Here is a 14411-nt window from a genome sequence, read left to right as displayed (position 1 = left end):
ACTTTTTCAAAACTGGATTCTAAGGAGCAAGTATGGCAAAGCTATGGGGAGGGCGGTTTGAGCTAGATTCTAGCGCGCTGCTAGATGTCTTTAATGCCTCTATCACATTTGATCAAAAGCTATGGCGATATGATATTCTAGGCTCTAAAACCCACGCTAGAATGCTTGGGCGCATAGGGGTTTTGGACTCTAGTGAAGTGGCACTTATAGAATCTGGGCTAGAGAAAATCGCCAGCGAGATTGAGCAAGGGAGCTTTAGATTCTCCCTAGAGCAAGAAGACATACATATGGCGATAGAATCTGCCTTGATAGAGCATATAGGCGATGTGGGCAAAAAGCTCCACACCGCTAGATCGCGCAACGATCAAGTAGCACTTGATTGTAGAATGTATGTGCTAGATCACTCTGTGCTAATTGCCAACAAGCTCCTAACGCTTATCCAAGCACTCCTTGCCATAGCACGCAAGCACACGCACACGCTAATGCCGGGTATGACACATTTGCAGCACGCCCAGCCTATCAACTTAGGATTCCACCTAGTGGCGTGGTGTGAGAGCCTTAGGCGCGATGTAGAGCGGCTAGAGTCCTTACACAAGCGCAATAACCTTATGCCCCTAGGCTCTGGCGCGCTTGCTGGCACGCCGTATAACAACGATAGAGAGTGGGTAAGCAAGCAGCTAGGGTTTGCCGCACCCACGCTCAATGCTATGGACTCTGTGAGTGATAGGGATTTCGCGCTGGATTTGCTCTATGCTCTTGCTATGCTTGGTATGCACATTTCACGCATAGCAGAAGAGCTTGTGCTATGGAGTAGCGCGGAGTTTGGCTTCCTCCGTTTAAGTGATGAATACAGCACCGGCAGCTCCATAATGCCGCAGAAAAAAAACCCCGATGTCCCAGAGCTTTTGCGCGGGAAAAGTGGGCGATTATATGGGAATCTAATGCGCTTGCTTGTGGTGATGAAATCCCTCCCCCTAGCCTACAACAAAGACACACAAGAAGATAAAGAAGCGATATTTGATAGTGTGGAGAGCGCGCTCATTAGCCTAGAGATTTTACAAGCAGTGTGTGAAAGTGCTAGCTTTGACAAAAAGGCTATGCTTAAAGCGTGTCAAAGGGGGCATTTGAGTGCGACAGACTTGGCGGACTTTTTAGTGCGTGAATGTGGCGTGCCCTTTAGAGAAGCGCACCATATCACCGGGCGCATAGTCGCCTATGCAGAATCACAGGGCTGTGATTTAAGCGAGCTTAGTGGAAGTGAGCTTGCAAGAGAGCTTTCAAAGCTTGCCCCCAAGCTAGAATCCTTGTTTGCAAAGAGTGGTGTTGCTGCAAGGCTCACACTGCTTGCTTCTATGCAGGCACGCACGAGCCTTGGCGGCACGGCGTCTAAGGCTACAAGCAAGCAGATTGCCGCGCTTAATGCGTGGGTGAAAAAAGCGCGTAAAAGGCTGCCAAAGCTAAAGATTGAAGCAAAGGTTGAGAATGAATAGCCAAGCCCACAATACGCAAACAAAAGACCAGCACACCAAGCAAGAAGCCCAAAGGACGCAGAGATCGATTATCGCGATGTTTGATGATATTGCTAAGGATTATGATAAGACTAATAGAATCCTAAGTCTAGGCATTGATATTTCTTGGCGCAAAGATGCGGTTAAAAGAGCCTACAAAGCACGCAATGCTAAGGATATAGAGCGCATTGTCGATGTGGCGTGTGGCAGTGGGGATATGATAAAGCATTGGCATAGCTACGCGCTAGAATCCAATATCGTGGTGGGTGAGATGATTGGCATAGACCCATCGCAAGAAATGCTAAAAATCGCGCAGAAGAAGCTGCAAGCTATTGGCGGAAGTTTTGCAAAAGTGGATTCTAGCTCTAGAATCCTAGAAGATAGCCAAGCTAAGCTAGAATCCAAGAAGCTAGATTCTAAGATAAGCCTACACTTAGGAGAGGCAAAAGATCTAAGCACCCTAGAATCCCAAAGTGTGGATATACTCTCTATCTCTTATGGCTTGCGCAATGTCTTAGAATACAAGCAAGCATTGCGCGAGTTTGCACGCGTGCTAAAGCCCGGTGGCATAGTGGTGGTGCTAGATTTTTTTAAAAACTCTAGCCCAAGCTTGATAGATCGCATTATTGGCATCTATACCAAGCATATTCTGCCCTGCATTGGCTACCTCATCTCGCGCAATTATGCTGCTTATAAATATCTCCCAGATTCTATGGAGAGCTTTATCACCCCAGATGAGCTAGCCCTAGCGTTTAAAGAAGCTAACTTGCAGCCTTTAGAGATTAAGTCCTACTCCGCGGGGATTTCTCATCTCGTGCTGGGGCAAAAACCCTGTGATAAAGTGGATAAAAGCTAGAATCTATGATACAAGTCATACACGCGCTTCTTACACATTTTATCCCTTGGGTGTTTGTGCCAGCACTGCTGATAACCATTGGCTTTTGTGCGATACTTATCATAAATCTCAATAAATACCCCAACCCAAGCCTGCCTAGGTCATTGCTTTTCTTTGTGCTAATCAGTCTTACAACGATAAGCCTTATGGTCGTTATGGCGCAGTTTTTCCCACTAATAGCTGAGTATAAAGAGATTAGCGATAGTGTTTTTGATAGCCTTGCAATGCGCATTGAAATGCTAGCACAAAACAATATGGGCTTTGCGCTATGGCTGCTTATATGGGGCGGACCGATGGTATATGGCGGGCTGCTTTGTGTGGTCTTGCTCTGTGCTTGCTTGCTGTTTTTCGCTACGCGTTTGTATCTCAAAAGAAAGCCCAAAGAGCTAGGATTTGCCGCGCATAAAGATTTAGCATTAGGGAAAGTTTTGTGGCTTAATATGCTGTTTATCGTGGTGTTTGTGCTGTTTTTTATGCTGTGCTTTTGCGTGTTTGAGCTGATATTTTGGCTAGCAATGCCGGCTATCTTTGATGAGCCTGATAGCTTTAGCCTTCTCACAGATAATATTCGCAAGCAAATGGGCTGGTTTATATACAGCCTAAGCTTAAGTGCTGGCATATTGCTTGTGATTTTTGGGAGCTTTGTGGTGAAATCTCTACTGCTTAGTCGCCATAGCATAGATAGACTTGCCAAAACCCTAAAAGCCATAGAAATCACCCCTAAGAAATACAAAAATCACCGCAAATACGCACGGCTGCTTAATGTCGTAGAAGAAATCGCCATCGCTAGTGCTATGCCTATGCCGCGCGTGTTTGTTATGCGAGAAGAGCAAGGGATCAATGCAATGTGTAGTGGCGAAAGATTTGGCAAGAGCGATGAGCGATTCGCGCTATTTTTCACGCAAGGCGCGCTTGATACACTCTCACGCGAAGAGCTCTCTGGCGTGGTGGGGCACGAGTTCTCCCACGCATTCCACCAAGATGTCGCGCTAAATCTGCGGATATTTAGCTTGATTTTTGGCTTTATGAGTATTAGCTTTATCGGCGAGATTCTTATGCGCTCTATTGCGCACCGCACGGGAGCTGCTGGGAAAAGGGACTCTAAAGGCGAAGCAGTCATCGCGCTATTTGCCTTTAGCTTTTATGCTTTGGGGCTTCTTGGCACACTTTGTGCAAGCCTTATCCAAGCGGCAATTTCACGGCAGAAAGAATTTCTAGCCGATGCCACAAGCGTGCAATACACGCGCAATCCAAACGCCATTTTGCAAGCATTGCGGACAATCGCGCAAGAGCAATCGCCAAAAGAGTCGCAAGAGCGCAAGCTAGCAAAAGACACGCAAGGATTTTTAGACAACAAGCTAGCCAAGCCCTGTGCGCATATGTTTTTCTTACAGGGGTTTAAAGGTGCATTTGCCACACACCCTCCCATACATAAGCGCATAGAAGTGCTAGAATCCATGGGCAGCTAGAACTAGTAGGGATTTAGCATGTAGATTCTAGTGCCTTGTCTCTATTTGGGCAGGTTGCTCTAGCACTTCTTGGCTTTGTGTATCGCTGGAGACCAGGGGCTCTCCACTCTGGCTAGATTCCAGCGATTCATTTGACTCTTTAGCGTTTGGCTTTAGATTTTTATGCGCGTTTTCTTGCTCACCTTCTTGCTTTAGCAGGAGATTCTCGTATTTGACAATACAATTAGCTGCGGTTACAATTTCTTTCAACGCTTCAGTGCCAAAGGCGATGTCATTAAGCAGTGAGGTAGCTTGCGCAGAGGTGATCGCACGCTCTTTGATGAGCTCCTGGACAAGGTTGATTGAGCGAGAATTTGTTCTCTTAAGATCTTTTTTGATTTTTTTGATTCCCTCTTGGATATTTTCGCTCGCCATTTGTTTAGCCTCTCGCTTTTGTGCGCTTGTTTGGGGCTCTGGCGATTGGGCTGTGTTATTGTCTTGCAACAGCTTTAGATCATAAATCGTGCTCGCCAGCAATGCGCGGATCTGTGTATATTGCTCGCGCAGAGTATGGTTGCTAGAGTGAGCGTTTTTAATGAGATTTGGTTTGATGATTTTTAGGTTTTTTGTGCCTTCGACAAGATGGCGCGAAGCTTTTTGGAGATTGGCGATTTCGGCGCAAAAACTTACATCTTGACTATATGCTGCGCGCAAATGTGTAGAAAAATCAATAATAGCATTGAAAATATTTTTTATTTTTTTCTCATAGAGATTCTCGAGCTCCTCGGGATTTATGCGCACTTTTTGGTCATTAAAGGACTTTGTGCCTAGGCGCTTTTGTAGCAGCTCACCTTGTCTAGCCCCGATGACTGCACTAAGGATAAAAATCGTATTACCAAACAAGTGGAGCACTTCTTTTTCCAAGCATTCTTTGGCAGTATTTGGGTAGGGAATAAGATCAAAATCAATATGGCGCGCATAGTCAGAATCGTCTTTAGAAGTGGTGATAAAAGCGCAGAGAAATTTTTCAAAAAGTGGGATAAATGGCGTCATAAGTAGCACAGCGATGATATTGTAGGAGGTATGGAAAAGCGCGATTTTAAGAGCATAGTCCTGCGCTCCAAAGCCAAAGGCTCGACTTAAAATTTCAACAACTTCTTTAAAAAGCGGCAAAAAGATGATACACACAATAGCAATCACAACATTGAAGAGCGTATTGCCTATGGCAAGCCTACGCCCATCAACACTAGAGGAAATCGAAGCGATAAGCGCGGTTACCACACCACCGACATTGGTGCCTATCACAAGTGCGAGTGCGTCATCATAGGAAATACTCCCAGCACTTAGAGCAAGGATTATGATTGTAAGTGTGGCAAAGCTAGATTGCACAATAGAGGTGATAAGAATCCCCATGCCAAAAAATATCACAAACGCCCATGTTTGCCCAAATCGCCCCGCATCTAAATCAAAATCCTGATAGCTCTCAAACCCCGCTTTGATATACGAAATCCCTAGGAAAAAAAATCCAATCCCAGCCAGAATATAGCCCAGGGATTTGGAGTTTTTGTTTTTCATAAGCAGCAGAAGCACACCAAGGGTAATGAGCGGGAGACCAAGGGCTGATACATTCATTTTCACGCCAATCCCCGCAATAATCCAGCCACTCGTCGTAGAGCCGATATTCGCACCAAAGACAATGCCAAGCGCTTGACCAAGCTCCACAAGCGAGACAGAAAGGAAAGAGAGGGTGAGAATAGTTACTAGCGTGGAGCTTTGCATAATAGCAGTAGCACTAAGCCCAAAGAGTATGGCTTTTAGCTTGGTGTTGGAGAATTTTTTTAGGATTTTCTCCAACACTCCGCCGCTAAAACCCTTGAACCCATCTTCGAGAAACAACATGCCAAGCAGAAATATCGCTAGTCCTGAGAGAAGATTTTGTGCGACTTCACTGCGCCCCATGAGCACAATCCCTGCCACCGAAATAATAGCAAGAATGCTCATTTTGTAATAGGTGTAAATTTCTGTCTTAAATCGTTTTAGCATGTAAATCCTTGTCGTGCAATACATAATAATAATGCTGAAATGCCTAGATTCTAATGCCTCATGCGCATTTAGCGTGTATAGGGAGAGCAAAACAAGAATAATAGGCTTGAAAAATCAGTGAAACTAAGATTGTAGCAAAGTTTATATCAAGTTGTTTTTACAAAATTTTACAAAAACTTTTGGACTAGAATCTAGCCCATGAAGAATCCATACCCAACATCTGCGATGAAATACCCCAAAAGTGCGAACATATATGCCACAATCGTGGTAAAGACAAACAAATACACCACAAATTTCACTCCCCCAGCCTCCCTGCCAAAGGTAATAGTCGCTGCAAAGCAAGGGATATAAAACATCACAAAGACGATAAACGCAATCGCGCTGGGGAAAGAAATCGTGTCTTTTAGATTTTGCTGGAGAGAGACAGACTCCTCGGTGGTATCATCGCCAAGTGCATAGAGAATCCCAAGCGTAGAAACAACGACTTCTTTTGCGGCAAAGCCTGATACAAGTGCGATTGAAAGTCGCCAATCAAACCCAAGCGGTGCAAAAAATGGACGAAGCGCCTCGCCAATCCTGCCAGAGTATGTTTGGCGCAAAAATTGCTCGTTATATTCATTTGCCAGATACCAAAGCTGCTGCTCTTGCGCTGCCTGCTGTGCTTGCGAAAGCATTATGCCAGAGCTCGTGGATTCTAGTATTGCTTGTTTTTTGGTCTCATAGGCATGCTCAAGATCAGAGGATTTTGGGTATTGTGAAGCAAACCAAATCAACACCGAGCCTAGGAAAATAAACCCCGCTGCTTTCTTAAGAAACATCACAACCTTGCTCCACACGCTAAACCACACTACGCGCCAGTTTGGCATGCGATATTTAGGCATCTCCATGACAAACGGCTCTTCATATCCACGAAACACCGAGAGCTTCAAAAATTTGGCTAGCAATAGAGCAATGAGCGCGCCAAAGAGATAAATCCCAAAAAGCACTACACCAGCATATTTTGGTGCGAAAAACGCCCCGACAAAAAGCACATAAATAGGCAATCTCGCACTACAACTCATAAACCCAATAACAAATAGTGTAATGAGTCGCTCGTTGCGGTTTTTGAGCGTTCTAGTCGCCATGTAGGCAGGCACCGAGCAGCCAAACCCAGCCACAAGCGGGATAAAGCTTTTGCCATGCAGTCCAAACCTATGGAAAAATCCATCGAGCAAAAACGCGATACGCGCCATATACCCGCTACTCTCCAGAATCGCGATACCAAAATACAGCACCACGATAAGCGGTAGAAACGCGATAATCGTCCCTACCCCGCCAATAACACCATCGCACAGCAAAGAAGCAAAATCTTTAACAACAATGACCTCGCGAAGCATGGAGGAGAGCTCATCAAACCCTAGCTCGATATAGTCCTTGAAAAACCCACCCACATAGAATGTCATCTCAAATAGCACAAACATCAGCCCTAGGAATATAGGAATCCCAAAGACTTTGTGTAGCAATAGCGCGTCCATGTTTTTGGTTTTTTGCAGCATGGTTTTGGGGTAGATGGTGCTCTCCTGTCCTGCGCCTTGGGCAAATGCGATGGCGTCCTGATGAAAAAGCCGCATAATATTATGCTCACCACTAGCCATGCTAAGTGCATTGCGCGCTTGATTTACGCACTGGATAATTTCATGGTAGCTTGGCTTATCGTGCAAATACGCATAAAGATTGCTATCTTGCTTGATGAGCAAGATAGCAATCTGGCGCATGGAAAGTGGGGCATGCGTATTTGGATAGCCCTGAAGATCGTAGAATTCTCTCTGTGTAATAAAGCGCTCCACCTCTGCGATCGCGCGCTCTATCTCATCATTATAGATTCTCTTAGGCGCACAGAGTGGCTTGCGTGCAGTATCGATAAGTATATCAAGCAAAGCGGGTAGATTCTCGTTGGTGTGTGCCGAGATTGGCACGCATGGCACGCCTAGGATTTCGCCTAGCAGCGCGTGATTTACCTGGATATGCTCCTCTCTGGCTTCATCAATCATGTTTAGCCCCAGCACCATTTTCACACCCAGATCCATGACCTGCCCGGTGAGGGCGAGATTGCGCGCGAGATTGGTAGAATCTAGCACATTTAGCACGATGTCATACTGCCTAGACTCCAAGAAGTCTTTGGTGATTTTTTCTTCTGGGGAGTAGTGGTTGAGCGAGTAAGAGCCGGGTAAATCAACAATAACAATACGCGTGCCATGATAGAAGAAAGTGGCTTGAGTTTTTTCAATCGTTACTCCGCTGAAATTCCCAACCTTCAGGTGTGAGCCGCTGAGTGCATTTATCAGCGAGCTTTTGCCGACATTTGGCTGACCGATAAGCGCTATAGTAATCGTATCATTCATGGAGTGTTGTGCTGAATCTGGCATCAAAATCCTTGAAACACTAATATAAGAGTGATTATTATAACCTACGATATTAAACCTGAAAAACCTAGCTTAGAGCGCAGCACCTTGATACAAACTAGAATCCAAGTCTTTAGATTTTAGTCTGGGAAGCCAATACACATCTAGGGGAAATTGTAATATGGAGAAATTCTAAAAATATGTCAAATCTTCAAAGCAATCGTAGATATGCCCGGAGCAAAATATACGATTTGCCAAAAGCCTATCATCGGCTAAAATCAATAGAGTGCGCGTAAGGAGATGTAGATTCTGCTCTTTGCATGATGGAGCTTAGAATCTAGCGCCCCGCCCTATCAGCTAGCCCTGCGATAACCCCAAGCCCCACTAAATCCCAAAAATCACGCGTGCGTTTTTCGTGCTAGTCTCTGCTAGTGTATCTTGGGAGATCCCTAAAATCTCTGCAACTCTAGAGGCAATTAGCGGGATATATTCTGGGCTATTGCGCTGCCCCCGGAATGGGTGTGGGGTAAGATATGGTGCATCTGTCTCTAGCACAAGACGATCAAGCGGGATTTTAGGCAGGACTTCGAGCAGTCGCCTAGCGTTTTTAAATGTCGCCACCCCGCCAATCCCATAGTAGAATCTATCACTAAGTTTCAGCAATACCTCATCAGCATTGTAGCAGTGGAGAATCCCGCGCGCTTGGGGGAACCTGGCAAGAATCTCATACGCATCATTACTTGCCTCGCGTATATGCACAATTAGTGGGAGATCAAGCTCGATAGCGCGTTTGATTTGCGTGATGAAAATCTCTTTTTGCACTTGCTTTTGCGTCTCTTTAGGCACAGATTCTAGGAAATGATAATAATCCAGCCCACACTCACCTATGGCTACGCATTTCTCATGCCCTATATGACCAAACACCCGCTCCAGCCTCGCGCAATTATGCGCACAAACTGCAGCCAAGTAATCCGCGCTAGATTCTGGAGCAAGGCTTGCCGCAGAATCTAGTCCCGCGCAATCCACCCCTTCATGCTCGATCTCGCATGGGTGTAGCCCACAAGCAAAATACACCTGCCCATACGCCTGTGCAATCTCTATCGCACGCGCCAGTGTAGCAGGGCTTGCTGCCGGGATTACACACGCGCCCACACCCTTAGCACTTGCACTCTCTAAAACCTGTGGTAAATCCTCCATATAGCGCTCATCATCAAGATGACAATGCGTATCGACAAACTGCATACAATCTCCTAGTGCTTGATTTTGGGCTTATGGGCTAAAATTGTAGCAGATTACAGCGATTCTAGCACGCCAGATTCTTGGTGCATTCATCTAGTGAGCAAGAACTTTGCTACAATAGCGGCGATAATACCCCCAAAAGGATTTTGACATGTTTAGCGGATTGGTGCGCGAGATTGCTTTGGTGCGGGATTATAGCAATCATATCTTGCGCCTTTCATGCAGCTATGTCCCAGCTATCGGCGATAGCATCGCAGTCAATGGCATGTGCCTAACAGTCATCGCGCTCCATAGCGATGGGTTCTCACTCGAGATTTCCGCACACTCCGCAAGCCAAGTCGCCATAGAAAACTACACTAACAAAGTGCATATCGAGCCAGCATTGCGGGCAGATTCTCGGCTAGATGGGCATTTTGTCCAGGGGCATATTGATGCTATTGGCGAGATTCTCGCCATAGAGCCCTGCGAGAATCAAACGCGCTTCATCATCACCGCACCAAGTCAAACCCTCTCTCTATGTATCCCGCAAGGCTCAATCACTATCGATGGAATCAGCCTTACAATCTCCTCTGTGCAGCAAGAGTGCTTCACACTCACTATTATCCCTCACACATTTGAGAACACGCTATTCTCTACCTATCGCATAGGCAGGCGCGTCAATATTGAGACAGATGTTATTGTGCGCTCACTTGCACATATCGTGCGAACTCTCTCTAGCACAAAAAGCTCTCACGCGCTAGATTCTCGTTTGACAAACCAGAATCCAAGCCGCATGCCTACAAGCTGGCGCGAGTTTGATGATATTGCGATGAGATTCTAATGCAAAAAGCTGCCGCTCTGGCTTATAATCCAGATCAAAACAACGCGCCAAAAGTCCTAGCTAGCGGCAAAGGTGCAATTGCAGAAAAAATCATCGCCAAGGCTAAAGAATTTGATGTGCCACTTTTTGCCAACGAAGAGCTTGTCAATCTCCTGCTGCAAGTCGAGCTTGATAGTGAGATCCCCACAGAGCTGTATGAAGCAGTAGTAGGCGTGTTTGTCTGGCTAAACCGCGTAGAAAAGCATGCCCAGCTAAGCGGATAAATGTATGTGTAGATTGTTTGTAGCCAGCAAGAGTGTAGCGATTGGCATAATTGGCGCAATATGCGTGCAGGGCTGCTTTGTGCAGGATTTTAACAAATCTGCACGCGTTGCAGGCTATGACTCTAGCGGGAAAACACCCCTCACAAGCTCCACGAAAACCACAAAATCCAGCAAGCCAGAATCTAAAGCACCTAAATCTAGCAAACAGGCTTCTAAGCACGACTTCCAGATTCTCGCCGCACTACACAAGCAGCAAAGTCTCTGGAGCAAGACGCCCTACATTTCAGGCGGCACAAAAAGAAGCGGGGCAGATTGCAGTGGGTTTGTGCAAAGCATTTTTAGTGATAGTTTCGCGCTGCAGCTACCACGCACGACAACCGGACAGATGAAAGGCGGCAAAAAGCTAGGAGGTAGGCATATTAACCACGCGAAACTTCGCGCCGGGGATTTGGTGTTTTTCAAAACTGGGCGAGGTGCGCTTGGGTATCATGTGGGGATTTATCTAGAAAATGGTGATTTCCTTCATCTCTCTGCCAAAGGTGGCGCGAAAATTGCTAGCCTACATAATAGCTACTGGCAGCCCAAGCTAATACAAGCTGTGCGCTATGCCATACCCCAGAATCCCAACAACTAAATAGGCAGAATGATGAAACCATTGCAAATATTTTTTATTATATCCATACTCATTGCCAGTGCGCTCTCGCTTAGCGCGCTCTCCATGCAAGAAGCTATCGACAAAGCCCTACAATACTCCGCCAAAATCCAAAGCCAAAAAAGCTATATCTCTGCTGCCACCTATAACAAATACTCCACCTATGCCAATTTTTTGCCAGTTGTTGGTAGCACTTACATGTATAGTTTCAATGCCCCTAGTCTCTCGCCCAGCTATATGCTAAATGACATCAACCTTAGTGCGAGTCTCAATCTATTTCGCGGATTTAAAGACTATCTCACCACCAAAGAATCCAGCCAGAATCTAAAGCGCCAAAATCTCCTACTTCATAGTGCTAAAGCTGATGTCGTGCTCAATACGCGCCTAGCATATATCAAAATCCTCCAGAGTAAAGCCCTACTCAATACCGCACAAGAATCTGTCCGCTTGCTTGGCGAGCAGCTGAAAAAAGCAGATTCCTTTTACCAGCAAGGTCTTCGAGCGAAAAACGAAGTGCTAACCATGCAGCTCCAGCTTGCAAATGCCAATATCTCGCTAGAGAGTGCAAAAATGAATCTCGCCTATGCGCTTAATGAGCTAGGCAATCTCTTGGGAGAATCCATAACGCTAGAGCAAGTAGAGGAGATCCAAAGCGTCCAACTGCACGAATATCAAAAGCAAACACTTATATCCCAGATTCTCGCACGCAATCCCGACTACCTCATCACCAAATCCCAAGTGCAATCTGCGCAAATCGCCTTCAAAACCGCCAAAGCCCAATTCCTCCCCCAGCTTGATCTCACAGGCGTGAAACACTGGTATGTCGATGGCATGGGCGCAGCAAATAGCTACTATGGTCTGCAATCTCAAGTGCGGCTTAATTTGACATTCAATCTCTTCAATGGCTTGCGCGATAGCTTTGTCTATCAAGTCAAAAAACATGATGTATTTGCACTCACGCATAATCTCACCCAATATGAGCGCAATCTCTCGCTTCAGCTTGATGGTTTGCTACGCGATTATGCCACGGCGATATCACAGCTTCGTATTTCACAAGATTCACTCGATAAAGCAAAAGAAAACTACAAAATCACCAATAACCGCTATTTACAAAATCTCTCCACCTATACCGAGCTCATCAACGCCCAGCTCCTGCTCACATCTATGCAGACAAACATCAACCAAGCGCGCTATAATATCGTAAGCATTCAATCCAGAATCGAGCGCCTAGCAAATCCGTGAAAGCGGTGTGGGATTCTGGCACACCGCATAATCGAGGGCAAATGACTGCAATCATCAAACACAATCTTGGCGTATATTTTATGGTGCTAGCCTGTTTAGAATTCGCATTCATCGGGCTTTGCGCGAAAGTCCTTAGTCAAGAAGGGTTGCCAAGCATTGAAATTATGTTTTTTCGCAATGGGGTTGGCACGATTTTCATGCTCTATTTGCTTAGTAAAGTCAAAATCCACAAAGAGGGCGGGCATTTTTTCCTGCTCATTTTCCGTGGTCTTGTAGGGACGATCTCGTTGTATTTGTTTTTCTACAATATCTCGCATATCTCACTTGGCGGGGCGTTTGCCTTTCAAAAAATCTCGCCTATTTTCATCACACTCATCGCATTTTTTGTCTTCAAAGAAAATATTGGCATTAAAGGCTGGCTTGGGATTATTATCGCATTTGCAGGGGTGCTGTGTATCTCCCAGCCCTTTGGCGCGCAAATCTCACAAATGGATACCAAGAACGCTATATTAGGTGTGATTAGCGGATTTTTCGCTGCACTTGCACTTGTGAGCGTGCGCCAGCTACGGCATTTCTACCCTACCGAGTATATTGCATTTTCTTTCATTGCCATTGGCACGATTTTGCCACTATGCTCGATGATTGTAGGAGCATTTTATGCCCCAGAGAATCTAGACTTTTTCATCGCACCCTTTGTCATGCCAAGCATGAAAGCATGGGTGTTTATCGCTATCATGGGTGCGCTTGGCACACTCTACCAAATCCATGTTACCAAAAGCTATGGCGTAGCGAAAAAGGCAGGTATAGTCGCAGGAGTGAGCTACCTTGATGTGGTGTTTTCACTGCTGATTGGGAGCTTTTTTGACGGGTTGCCAAGCCTCCTTACGCTGCTTGGTATTGGCGCGATTGTCTTTGGGGGACTGATTTTGGTCTATCGCAAATCATAAGCTCTGCTATAATTATTGAAAAAGGATATACATGCTACTGAGCGTGCCAGCCACAAGCGCAAACCTAGGACCCGGGCTTGATGTCCTAGGGCTTAGCCTAGATTTTCGCAATGAATTTCATATCGCAAGAGCCAAAGAGACAAGTGTCGAAATCCTGGGCGAGGGACAAGGCGTGCAGCGCTTCCTTGCAGATAATATGTTTGTCAAAATATTCCGCAAGACACTAGAATCCATAGACGCAGAAGATGAAGCGAGAAATGGGCATTTTCATTTTAGATTCTGCAACAAAATCCCTGTGTCGCGTGGTATGGGCAGTAGCTCGGCGGTGATTGTAGGGGCAATTACTGCTGCATATAAGCTTGCCAATCGCCCGATAGATAGAAACGAGATTCTGCGTCAAGCACTTGCCTATGAACCCCACCCTGATAATATCACCCCAGCGGCGGTTGGGGGATTTACTATGTCTATGCTTGGCACTGGGGCAGATTCTGGGAAAGTGATCTACATCAAGCATGCCATGCCCTCCTACCTACGCGCCGTCATGGTTATCCCCAATCGCTCAACCTCCACAAAATACTCCCGCCAAACCCTGCCTAAAAAATATTCCAGCCACGAAGTAGTTTTTAACATGTCGCACACTAGCATACTCTGCGCAGCAATCATGCAAGAAAAATGGGATATGCTTGCTCTAGCTAGCCGGGATAAACTTCACCAAGAACGCCGTATGCGCCAGTATCCAATCCTCTTTAGCGTGCAAAAATGCGCACTGGAAAATGGCGCACTCATGAGCACACTCTCTGGAAGTGGCAGTAGCTTTTTCAATCTCTGCCTAGCAGATGACATGAGCCATCTGCTCCAAAGCCTACAGGAGCGATTCTACCGATTTCGAGTCGTGCCCATGCGACTTGATAATGATGGGCTTATCATTACTGATGAAAAGCTCTAAAGAGCCAGGTTTTCACCACTTTACCGG

General features: G+C 45.9%; 12 protein-coding genes. 9 read left to right on the top strand and 3 right to left on the bottom strand.

All coding sequences use genetic code 11. From position 1 onward, the window contains the following. The first annotated feature begins 32 nt into the window (after positions 1–32). The 3 genes from argH to Q0171_RS05110 are packed head-to-tail and all read left to right on the top strand — an operon-like array spanning position 33 to position 3872. Positions 33–1490: an argininosuccinate lyase gene (gene argH, locus Q0171_RS05120; RefSeq protein ID WP_285264816.1), complete on the top strand. Its 1458-nt coding sequence runs from the start codon at positions 33–35 to the stop codon at positions 1488–1490. Then, positions 1483–2364, top strand: a complete 882-nt coding sequence (locus Q0171_RS05115) for a class I SAM-dependent methyltransferase (RefSeq protein WP_299327420.1) — start codon at positions 1483–1485, stop codon at positions 2362–2364. Before argH ends, Q0171_RS05115 begins: the two co-directional genes overlap by 8 nt. Before the next feature lie 5 nt (positions 2365–2369). Then, entirely contained in the window at positions 2370–3872 is a 1503-nt protein-coding gene (locus Q0171_RS05110) for a M48 family metalloprotease (protein ID WP_299327418.1), read from the top strand. 27 nt (positions 3873–3899) lie between these two features. Here the strand turns inward: Q0171_RS05110 and Q0171_RS05105 are convergent, their stop codons facing one another. The 3 genes from Q0171_RS05105 to Q0171_RS05095 form a co-directional block, all read right to left on the bottom strand. Further along, entirely contained in the window at positions 3900–5894 is a 1995-nt protein-coding gene (locus Q0171_RS05105) for a Na/Pi symporter (RefSeq protein ID WP_299327416.1), read from the bottom strand. A 191-nt stretch (positions 5895–6085) separates the two neighbouring features. Beyond that, on the bottom strand, positions 6086–8299 hold the full coding sequence (gene feoB / locus Q0171_RS05100; RefSeq protein WP_299327414.1) for a ferrous iron transport protein B: 2214 nt from the start codon (positions 8297–8299) through the stop codon (positions 6086–6088). A gap of 360 nt (positions 8300–8659) precedes the next feature. Beyond that, entirely contained in the window at positions 8660–9517 is an 858-nt protein-coding gene (locus Q0171_RS05095; RefSeq protein ID WP_299327412.1) for a TatD family hydrolase, read from the bottom strand. A 148-nt stretch (positions 9518–9665) separates the two neighbouring features. On the opposite strand from Q0171_RS05095, the gene ribE reads away from it, so the two are divergent. Genes ribE through thrB form a run of 6 tightly spaced genes read left to right on the top strand, consistent with a single transcriptional unit; the run spans position 9666 to position 14384 of the window. Beyond that, on the top strand, positions 9666–10334 hold the full coding sequence (ribE, locus tag Q0171_RS05090; protein ID WP_299327410.1) for a riboflavin synthase: 669 nt from the start codon (positions 9666–9668) through the stop codon (positions 10332–10334). After that, on the top strand, positions 10334–10597 hold the full coding sequence (locus Q0171_RS05085) for an EscU/YscU/HrcU family type III secretion system export apparatus switch protein (RefSeq protein ID WP_299327408.1): 264 nt from the start codon (positions 10334–10336) through the stop codon (positions 10595–10597). Before ribE ends, Q0171_RS05085 begins: the two co-directional genes overlap by 1 nt. A gap of 4 nt (positions 10598–10601) precedes the next feature. After that, positions 10602–11231 (top strand): NlpC/P60 family protein, encoded by a 630-nt coding sequence (locus Q0171_RS05080; RefSeq protein WP_299327406.1) that lies wholly within the window; start codon positions 10602–10604, stop codon positions 11229–11231. 12 nt (positions 11232–11243) lie between these two features. Further along, the gene (locus Q0171_RS05075) at positions 11244–12491 is read left to right on the top strand and encodes a TolC family protein (RefSeq protein WP_299327404.1); all 1248 of its coding nucleotides are present in this window, start codon (positions 11244–11246) and stop codon (positions 12489–12491) included. A 41-nt stretch (positions 12492–12532) separates the two neighbouring features. Next, positions 12533–13438, top strand: coding sequence for a DMT family transporter (locus Q0171_RS05070; protein ID WP_299327474.1), 906 nt, complete (start codon positions 12533–12535; stop codon positions 13436–13438). 31 nt (positions 13439–13469) lie between these two features. Continuing rightward, on the top strand, positions 13470–14384 hold the full coding sequence (gene thrB, locus Q0171_RS05065) for a homoserine kinase (RefSeq protein WP_299327402.1): 915 nt from the start codon (positions 13470–13472) through the stop codon (positions 14382–14384). Positions 14385–14411: the final 27 nt, after the last annotated feature.

The sequence above is a fragment of the uncultured Helicobacter sp. genome, assembly GCF_937906905.1.
Lineage (GTDB): Bacteria > Campylobacterota > Campylobacteria > Campylobacterales > Helicobacteraceae > Helicobacter_B.
This window is presented reverse-complemented; position numbering and strand designations above follow the sequence as displayed.

Coding starts and splice junctions, on each gene's coding strand:
- argH (WP_285264816.1), top strand. CDS start 33: ATGGCAAAGCTATGGGGAGGGCGGTTTGAGCTAGATTCTAGCGCGCTG.
- Q0171_RS05115 (WP_299327420.1), top strand. CDS start 1,483: ATGAATAGCCAAGCCCACAATACGCAAACAAAAGACCAGCACACCAAG.
- Q0171_RS05110 (WP_299327418.1), top strand. CDS start 2,370: ATGATACAAGTCATACACGCGCTTCTTACACATTTTATCCCTTGGGTG.
- Q0171_RS05105 (WP_299327416.1), bottom strand. CDS start 5,894: ATGCTAAAACGATTTAAGACAGAAATTTACACCTATTACAAAATGAGC.
- feoB (WP_299327414.1), bottom strand. CDS start 8,299: ATGCCAGATTCAGCACAACACTCCATGAATGATACGATTACTATAGCG.
- Q0171_RS05095 (WP_299327412.1), bottom strand. CDS start 9,517: ATGCAGTTTGTCGATACGCATTGTCATCTTGATGATGAGCGCTATATG.
- ribE (WP_299327410.1), top strand. CDS start 9,666: ATGTTTAGCGGATTGGTGCGCGAGATTGCTTTGGTGCGGGATTATAGC.
- Q0171_RS05085 (WP_299327408.1), top strand. CDS start 10,334: ATGCAAAAAGCTGCCGCTCTGGCTTATAATCCAGATCAAAACAACGCG.
- Q0171_RS05080 (WP_299327406.1), top strand. CDS start 10,602: ATGTGTAGATTGTTTGTAGCCAGCAAGAGTGTAGCGATTGGCATAATT.
- Q0171_RS05075 (WP_299327404.1), top strand. CDS start 11,244: ATGAAACCATTGCAAATATTTTTTATTATATCCATACTCATTGCCAGT.
- Q0171_RS05070 (WP_299327474.1), top strand. CDS start 12,533: ATGACTGCAATCATCAAACACAATCTTGGCGTATATTTTATGGTGCTA.
- thrB (WP_299327402.1), top strand. CDS start 13,470: ATGCTACTGAGCGTGCCAGCCACAAGCGCAAACCTAGGACCCGGGCTT.